This window comes from Roseofilum capinflatum BLCC-M114 (assembly GCF_030068505.1).
Taxonomy (GTDB): Bacteria; Cyanobacteriota; Cyanobacteriia; order Cyanobacteriales; family Desertifilaceae; genus Roseofilum; species Roseofilum capinflatum.
The window spans coordinates 129514-137233 of the sequence record NZ_JAQOSO010000101.1 but is presented as its reverse complement, the minus strand read 5'-3'; the positions used below and the strand labels follow the sequence as shown (position 1 = coordinate 137233).

Below are 7720 nucleotides of genomic sequence, written 5' to 3'. Positions count from 1 at the left end.
GGGAATGGGGAATGGGGAATGGGGAATGGGGAATGGGGAATGGGGAATGGGGAATGGGGAATGGGGAATGGGGAATGGGGAATGGGGAATGGGGAATGGGGAATGGGGAATGGGGAATGGGGGTTAGCGATCGCCTTCTGGGGCTGGAGGAGTCAGAAGAATCAAGTTTTGGTCTAGGAGCGATCGCATTCCCTCGATTCCCTGTTGGGTTTGCGCCAGGATCTCGCGAACGGTTTGTTGTCCATTACAGGCTTGCAGCAGTTGAAAGTGTTCCTCGGATAGGCTGACGGGTTGATAGTCCCGGTTCATAAGGCTTTGGGACGGCCAGCCATGGAGACAGGGATTAGGTTCGGGGATGGCTCCCACCAGAAGATCATCCTCAGACCAGTCGCAGTAATCCAGGGGAGGACGAGCGAGGAAAAATTCGTAGTGGGTCAGTTCTGGGTCGAGCAGTTCAATCAGGCGATAGCGTTGGCGATCGCTCAAATTTTCTACCCGTTCCATCAGTTCTGGGGCTTGGCCGAGTAGGCGATCGATATCCCAATACTGGGGATTGGAAAAGCCCACAAAGGCTAATCCCGATGCTTCGATCAATTCAAACAGGGTATCAATGGTGTAATCAATTTCCTGGGGATGAACATACATATCGGCAAAGCATTCATCTCGGTGATTTTCCAGGGCCCAGCGCCGTTTGTCTTCGCGCACGATCCGGTTATCTTCCGGTAGGACGGAGAAAAGTTTACGTCCAACTTTGACTCCATCTTGGTAATCTCCCCGATGTTCTCCTTGGAGCAAGGCGATCGCCTGTTGCATGAGCTGAATTTCAAATCGTCCCAAGTGAGCATAGACAAAAATATGCAGCAGTCCCCCTGGCGCTAACTTACAGGCCAGAGATTGAATACCGCGAATCGGATCGGGGAGGTGGTGCAATACGCCCACACAATTAATCAGTTCAAACTGGCCGGGCAGTTGGGCCACATCGTACAAACTGAGGTGATGAAATTCTACTCGGTCGGCTCCTGATCGCTGACAACGCTCCTGAGCAACTGAGAGCGCTCCGGCACTCAAATCAATGCCCACCACAGAAGCTTGGGGATTCAGATGAACTAAGTATTCAGTGCTTACCCCCGTTCCACATCCGGCATCCAGAATCCGGATATCTTGACGAGGGGGCTTACGTCCTGTGCAGAACTGGTAAGCCGCCAACCAATTCCAGCGCCAGTTGTATCCCGGAGGGGGTTCATCAAGCAAAGGTTCTGGAGGAAAGGGATAGGTATCGTAAAGTTTGGCTACAGCGTGACTAATGGCTTGAGCTTCGGACATAGTGAGGAGAAAATGAGGGCTGCCAGATCTGATTATCCAATATTTGGGACACAGAACTCACTGAAAATTTCAGTCGGCAGGAATAGGAAACAGGCGCTGCTAGAGCAGTTTTAGGGAGGATCGTCGGGTCTCTAGAGCCATTAGCCCTGGCTAATAACGTAACAAAACTTATCTTTTTTCTCAGTCAGGGGACTGCGATCGCCTATGATGTAGAATCGTTACGCTTTTTAATAAACAAAGGGAGTCAAGCCAGACTACCCTTAAGATCAAACATCAATAGCTATCAGGGATCAGTCCTCTGGACTGGTCGATAGCCACAAGCTGTTTAACGCAATTGCTGTAAACATCCAAAGGGAGCTAAGAAGAGCGCATGACTATCAAGGCAAGTGGTGGAAGCTCCGTTGCTCGTCCGCAACTGTATCAAACGGTTGCTGTTTCAACGATTTCTGTTGCTGAACAGCAAGACCGTTTTTTAGAGCGGACTGAACTCGGTGAGCTTTCAACCTATTTCGAGTCAGGTCTCAAACGGTTGGCGATCGCCGAAATCCTCACCAAAAATTCTGAACTGATTGTTTCACGGGCAGCCAATCGGATCTTCACCGGTGGTTCTCCCATGGCTTTCCTAGAAAAGCCTAAAGACCCAGAACCCGCCCTCGTAGGAGCCAAAAAAAGCCAGAACGTAGGCACAGAAACCTTTGTAGAAGATAACCGCAGTGGCGGACTCTTCTCAGGATTTGGGGCTTTATTCAATACCCCCAGCACCGGGCCAGTACCGGCTGGATTTCGTCCCATTAACGTTTCCCGTTATGGGCCGTCCAACATGACCAAATCCCTACGGGATTTAAGTTGGTTTCTGCGTTATATTACTTATGCGATCGTAGCAGGAGACCCCAATATTCTCTCCGTAAACGTCCGTGGACTCAGAGAAATTATTGAAGGCGCTTGTTCTACGGCTGCAACCATAGTAGCCCTACAGGAAATGCGGGCTAGTGCTTTAGGGTATGTAAAAAATACCCCAGATTCTAGCGAGATCGTTGGACAATATTTTGACGTAGTGATCGCTGAATTCAAAGCTTCCACACCGTCAAATAAAATCCGTCAACGCCCAAGCCTCGATCAACAGGGACTTGAACTGCCGCAAATTTACTTCAATGCTTCTGAGCGTCGGCAAAAATTTGTCATGAAGCCTGGACTATCCACCTCTGAAAAACAGGAAGTGGTGAAGGCTGCCTATCGGCAAGTCTTTGAACGGGATATCACTCGGGCCTATTCTCAATCGGTTTCTTATCTAGAATCTCAGGTGAAAAATGGCGACATCTCCATGAAGGAGTTTGTCCGCCGCTTGTGTCTGAGTCCTCTGTATCGCCAGCAGTTCTACGAACCGTTTGTCAATAGTCGGGTGGTAGAACTGGCCTTCCGCCATATCCTCGGTCGAGGTCTGTCGAGTCGGGAAGAATTCCAGAAATATTTCTCCATTGTTTCCGATGGCGGGCTACCGGCTTTAGTGGGCGCTTTGGTCGATTGCCAAGAGTACGCCGATTACTTCGGAGAAGAAACGGTTCCTTACTTGCGCGGCCTAGGACAAGAAGCCCAAGAGTGCCGTAACTGGGGGCCCCAACAAGAGCTGTTTAACTATAGCGCACCGTTCCGCAAAGTTCCCCAATTTATTACCACGTTTGCGGCCTATAACCGTCCTCTACCCGATCAGCATGTCTATGGTTCGGGTAACGATCCCCTGGAAATTCAGTTTGGGGCCATTTTCCCCAAAGAAACCCGTAATCCGAGTGCGAGTCCTGCGCCCTTTGGTAAGGATACCCGCCGTTTGTTAATTCATCGGGGAGCAGGGATTGATAGCCAAGTTTCGGCTCCAAAATCACGGGGTAAAGCTCCGGGGACGTTAGGCCCGAAGGTCTTTAAGTTGGATCAAGTACCGGGAACAGTGGGCAAAAAAGCGGGAACTAATGTCAAGTTCTCGGAAACGTCCACTCAAGCGGTGATTCGTGCCTGCTATTTACAAGTCTTTGGCCGAGATGTATATGACGGTCAACGACTGAAGGTGATGGAAATTCGCCTGGAAAATGGAGATATTACAGTTCGGGAATTTGTGAAAGCCCTGGCCAAGTCAGATGTCTTCCGCAATCTGTACTGGAGTTCTCTATATGTCGTCAAGGCGATTGAGTATATCCACCGGCGGTTATTGGGTCGTCCCACCTATGGCCGTCAGGAAATGAATCGGTATTTCGATCTGTGTTCTAAGAAGGGTTTTTATGCCCTGGTGGATGCGATTATTGATTCCGTTGAGTATGCGGAGGCTTTCGGAGAAGATACGGTTCCCTATGAGCGGTATTTGACTCCAGGTGGATTATCCTTACGCACCATGCGCGTGGGTAGTCTGCGCGAAGATATGGGTCAACTGGTTAAGCCAGAAAAAGCCCCACGCTTTGTTGAACTCGGCGCAGTTACGGAATCACGCGGCGATATTGAGGTACAAGTGCGGATCAATCAAGGGGTTCGCAAGCAACGGGAACAGCGCAAGGTCTTTAAGTTGACGACTTTGGTTGATAAACCGGCCGTGAATGCCTTGATTGGCGCAGCTTATCGGCAAATCTTTGAGCGGGATATCGCTCCATTTATTGTCAGCAATGAATTCTCTAGGTTAGAGAGTCGTTTGACCAATGGTGAGATTACGGTCAAGGAGTTTATTGAAGGGTTAGGGTGTTCGGATCTGTATATCAAGGAGTTCTATACGCCTTTCCCGAATACGAAGGTGATTGAGCTAGGAACGAAACATTTCTTGGGTCGTGCGCCTTTAGATCAGGCGGAAATTCGTAAGTATAACCAGGTGTTGTCCAGTGAGGGGATTCGTGCCTTTATTGGAGCGATGGTTAATAGTATGGAATATCTACAGGCCTTTGGTGAAGATGTGGTTCCCTATTGCCGCTATAACACGCTGCCGGCAGCGAACTTCCCGAATACAGAGAAGTTGTATAACCAATTGACGAAGCAGAGTAAGGACATTGTGGTTCCTAGCTTTGAACCAGTCTAAAGGTTGTATCGGTTAAAATTTGAACGCGATCGCCGCTAGTAGGCGAGCGTAGAGTCCATTAGGGATGGTGCAAATTGCCATCCCTAATGGATTTTGTTGTTCATTGGAAAAAATGTGAACAGTTGTAACAAGCTGGGAAAGTGAAAGGAAATGGTCTTAAATACCTATGCTGACAGGCTTAGAGAAGGGATCAAAATGAGGGAAAATGTAAAAAAATGTTAAGAAGTGATTTAGGATGTGAACTCCATGCCTGACAATGAGTTCGGACGGATATAAAACCAATGAAAAATATCAGAGGTAAATATCCGGCGATCGCTGAGTCAAACCCTGTGCTTTTAAGCTAATCCCCTTGAGCTATGCCAAGGTTCCTTAAAACAACAAATAGCAAATTCATTAACTCAACGAAGTTGCTACGGCGCTAGACTCAGACCCTTTGGCGCAAGCCATCTCTATAAAACCAAATTGGTGACATTTTCTATTTTGGAGGACTCCACAACATGAGTATCGTCACGAAATCCATCGTGAATGCTGATGCTGAAGCTCGTTATCTCAGCCCAGGCGAACTGGATCGGATCAAAGCTTTTGTAACATCTGGTGAGCAACGTTTGCGGATTGCCCAAATCCTCACCGACTCTCGCGAGCGCATTGTTAAGGAAGCAGGCGATCAACTCTTCCAAAAACGGCCTGATGTGGTTGCTCCTGGTGGAAATGCCTATGGCGATGAAATGACCGCAACCTGTCTACGGGACATGGACTATTACCTGCGTCTGATTACCTATGGAATCGTGGCCGGTGATGTAACCCCCATCGAAGAAATCGGTTTGGTTGGTGCAAAAGAGATGTACAAATCTCTGGGTACTTCCCTGGATGCAGTGGCCGAAAGTGTTAGTTGCATGAAAGCAGTAGCCACTTCCCTGATGTCAGGTGAAGATGCGGCTGAAGCCGGTTCTTACTTCGATTATGTCAAAGGTGGTCTTTCCTAGACTGACCTAAGTTTTAGCCAAGGCTCAACATTTGAGCATTAACTACAACTGATCATTTTTAAGTAACTTCATCAACAACACAACCATGCAAGACGCAATTACTGCTGTTATCAATTCTTCCGACGTTCAAGGTAAGTACCTTGATTCTGCTGCTCTGGACAAGCTCAAAGGCTACTTCGGAACCGGCGCTCTGCGGGTTCGTGCAGCTACGGCTATTAGCGCCAATGCTTCTACCATTGTGAAAGAAGCAGTCGCTAAAGCTCTGCTGTACTCCGATGTGACTCGTCCGGGTGGAAATATGTACACCACCCGTCGCTACGCTGCTTGTATCCGTGATTTGGATTACTACCTGCGTTATGCGACCTATGCGATGTTGGCTGGAGATCCTTCCATCTTAGATGAGCGGGTTCTCAATGGCTTAAAAGAAACCTACAACTCTCTGGGTGTTCCCATCGGTTCCACCGTTCAAGCAATCCAAGCGATGAAAGAAGTAACTGCGAGCTTGGTGGGCGAAGCGGCTGGTAAAGAAATGGGTGTGTACTTCGATTACATCTCCTCTGGCTTAAGCTAGACTAAGTGCTTCAACTGAAGGTAGTGCTTTCTTGATAAACGCCCTTCAGAAGTAGAGTCTGGGAAGTCTAGGGTAAGTCCTAGACCGTTACAAGCCTAATCGAGAGAAAGGGTTTGTTTCGGGGGTTGAACTGTCAGCAGATAGAACAATAACCGATCGCAATGGTCTAGAATTGGCTCTGGACTCCCAGACTGGGGAGGGTACAGTAAAAAAGTTTTGATAGCATTTTTTCTGAATTTTTGAATCGCAATAGGAGAAATTAGCCCATGCGGATGTTTAAGGTAACGGCTTGTGTGCCGAGTTTAAGCAGAATTCGGACGCAACGAGAACTGCAAAATACTTACTTCACGAAGTTAGTGCCCTATGATAATTGGTTTCGTGAGCAACAGCGAATTATGAAAATGGGTGGCAAAATCCTTAAGGTGGAGTTGGCTACCGGTAAAGTGGGAGCAAACGCGGGTTTGCTCTAATTGCTATGGATTTAGCTCCGTATTGGGGGTTGTCTGGCTGACGAAGCCGACAAAAGAGTTTTTGAACAGAGCAAGAGTAAGGGTTTAGGCTTTACTTTTGCTTTGTTTTTTGTTAGAGTCCATGGAGAATTAAGTTAATTATCATACTCCTTGAAGCTTCAACAGTTAATCCCTTTGATCGATCCCTCCGTCAAGGAATGGGCTATGGAGGCGCGACTATTGCGATGGTTAACCTTCCTGTGGCTATCGGTTGGGCTTGTCATTTTATTTTCAGCATCCTATCCTCTGGCGAACTCCCATGGGGATGGGTTTTATTATGTGAAGCGACAAATGGCTTGGGCGCTATTGGGCTGTGTTGGATTCAATGTGATGGTGTATACGCCGTTAAAATCCCTGATGAGAGTATCCCAATGGGTTCTGCTCTTATTGCTGGGGTTGATTGGTGTGACGGTGATTCCGGGATTAGGGACGACGATTAATGGGGCAACTCGTTGGTTGTCTTTAGGGGGGTTGCCCTTACAACCGTCGGAGTTAATTAAGCCGTTTTTGGTGTTGCAAGGGGCCCAAGTATTTGGATGGTGGCCGTCTTTAAGACCGATAATTCGCTGGCGATGGTTGGCAATTTTTGGGGCGGTGTTGGTGGGGATTTTGCTGCAACCGAATCTGAGTACGGCGACGTTTTGCGGGATGACGTTGTTTGCGATCGCCGTGGCTTCGGGTTTACCCTATCGCTTGTTGTTAACCACGGGGGGAGTGGGATTGGGTTTAGGCTTGTTGAGCTTAAGTATCAATGAGTATCAACGGCGGCGGATCATGACGTTTTTAGACCCTTGGGCCGATCCGGTTAACGATGGCTATCAATTGATCCAAAGTTTATTGGCGATCGGATCAGGAGGGTTTTGGGGCACGGGTTTAGGACTCTCGCAACAAAAATGGTTCTATTTACCGATTCACTACACGGATTTTATTTTTGCGGTTTATGCGGAAGAGTTTGGCTTTGTTGGTAGTCTGCTGTTGTTATTGATGTTGGGAGTGTATGCCACCCTGGGGTTAATGGTGGCGCTGAAATCGACGGATAAGCTGCATCGTTTAATTGCGATCGGGGCAACGTTTCTGTTGGTGGGGCAATCGTTGATTAACATTGGGGTAGCCACTGGAGCGCTGCCAACGACGGGTTTACCCTTCCCCATGTTTAGTTATGGGGGCAATTCGATGATTGCTAGTTTGTTGTCTGCGGGTTTGTTGGTGCGAGTGGCTAGGGAGAGTCGTCAAGCGGCGGTGGTGTCTCTGGAGGAGCGCCGGAGTCGGGCTTCCAACTCTAGGTAGG

5 protein-coding genes and 1 pseudogene are annotated in these 7720 nt (G+C 48.3%); 5 read left to right on the top strand and 1 reads right to left on the bottom strand.

All coding sequences use genetic code 11. From position 1 onward, the window contains the following. Nucleotides 1-123: 123 nt before the first annotated feature. A complete protein-coding gene (locus tag PMG25_RS19605) occupies nucleotides 124-1323 on the bottom strand; it encodes a class I SAM-dependent methyltransferase (RefSeq protein WP_283768585.1) in 1200 nt (399 codons plus the stop codon). A gap of 370 nt (nucleotides 1324-1693) precedes the next feature. On the opposite strand from PMG25_RS19605, the pseudogene PMG25_RS19600 reads away from it, so the two are divergent. The 5 genes and pseudogenes from PMG25_RS19600 to PMG25_RS19580 all read left to right on the top strand — a co-directional run. Further along, a pseudogene (locus PMG25_RS19600) lies at nucleotides 1694-4366 on the top strand (phycobilisome rod-core linker polypeptide); the annotation flags it as partial. 500 nt (nucleotides 4367-4866) lie between these two features. Then, the gene (gene apcA, locus PMG25_RS19595; RefSeq protein ID WP_283764387.1) at nucleotides 4867-5352 is read left to right on the top strand and encodes an allophycocyanin subunit alpha; all 486 of its coding nucleotides are present in this window, start codon (nucleotides 4867-4869) and stop codon (nucleotides 5350-5352) included. A gap of 85 nt (nucleotides 5353-5437) precedes the next feature. Further along, entirely contained in the window at nucleotides 5438-5923 is a 486-nt protein-coding gene (gene apcB / locus PMG25_RS19590; protein WP_283768583.1) for an allophycocyanin subunit beta, read from the top strand. 266 nt (nucleotides 5924-6189) lie between these two features. Then, nucleotides 6190-6393, top strand: a complete 204-nt coding sequence (locus tag PMG25_RS19585) for a rod-capping linker protein CpcD domain-containing protein (protein WP_283768582.1) — start codon at nucleotides 6190-6192, stop codon at nucleotides 6391-6393. A gap of 150 nt (nucleotides 6394-6543) precedes the next feature. Then, complete coding sequence (locus PMG25_RS19580; protein ID WP_283768581.1) at nucleotides 6544-7719, top strand: FtsW/RodA/SpoVE family cell cycle protein; 1176 nt, start codon at nucleotides 6544-6546, stop codon at nucleotides 7717-7719. The last annotated feature ends 1 nt before the right edge of the window (nucleotide 7720 follow it).